Raw genomic sequence first — 602 nt, 5'->3', positions numbered from 1 at the left:
GCCGTGCTGGCTGCGGCGCTGGCCGCATTGGCCGCCCGTGCTTCGGCCGGGGTCTTGGCAATGTCGCTCAGGTTGATGCGGCCGGCCTCGTTGATGGTGACCCGGGCAAAGAAGTCCATCAGGCTGGTCTCCTTGACCTCCACGCGCGGCGCGGTGCCGGGGGCGGTGGCCACGGCCAGGCCGCGCAGGTTCAGGCTTTTCCAGGCCAGCAGTTCCTCACCCACCTGGGCCTCGGTCTTGGGGGTGAAGGCGGCGGTGCTGTTGGCCTGCAGGTCTTCCACCACGGCATCACCGCTCAGACGCAGGCTGACTCCTTTGTCGGTCTGCGCCAGGGCCACCTGGCCCCGGTAGCCCACGTCGGCGCGCAGCAGTTCTACCGACAGCTGGCTGGCCAGGTAGCCGTCCAGTGCGTGCAGCGGCAGGCGGGTGGCGTCGAGCTTGCCCTGGGTGGTCAGCGGCTGCAGGGCCAGCGTGCCCTGGTAGTCGAGCTTGCCCGGCGCGGCCTTGCTGCCCTTGCCCGGTGCGGCGGCGCGGGCGGTGAGCGTGAAGGCTTCGGGCTTGCTGCCGTCGCTGGCCAGGTTGCGGGCGGTGATGCCCAGGGC

General features: G+C 71.3%; 1 protein-coding gene. It reads right to left on the bottom strand.

The window, feature by feature from the left end; all coding sequences use genetic code 11:
- On the bottom strand, positions 1 to 602 hold a 602-nt coding region (locus DBR23_RS31755), incomplete at both ends, for a DUF748 domain-containing protein (RefSeq protein WP_233250739.1).

Source organism: Acidovorax sp. HMWF018 (assembly GCF_003061035.1).
GTDB lineage: Bacteria > Pseudomonadota > Gammaproteobacteria > Burkholderiales > Burkholderiaceae_C > Acidovorax > Acidovorax delafieldii.
This window is presented reverse-complemented; position numbering and strand designations above follow the sequence as displayed.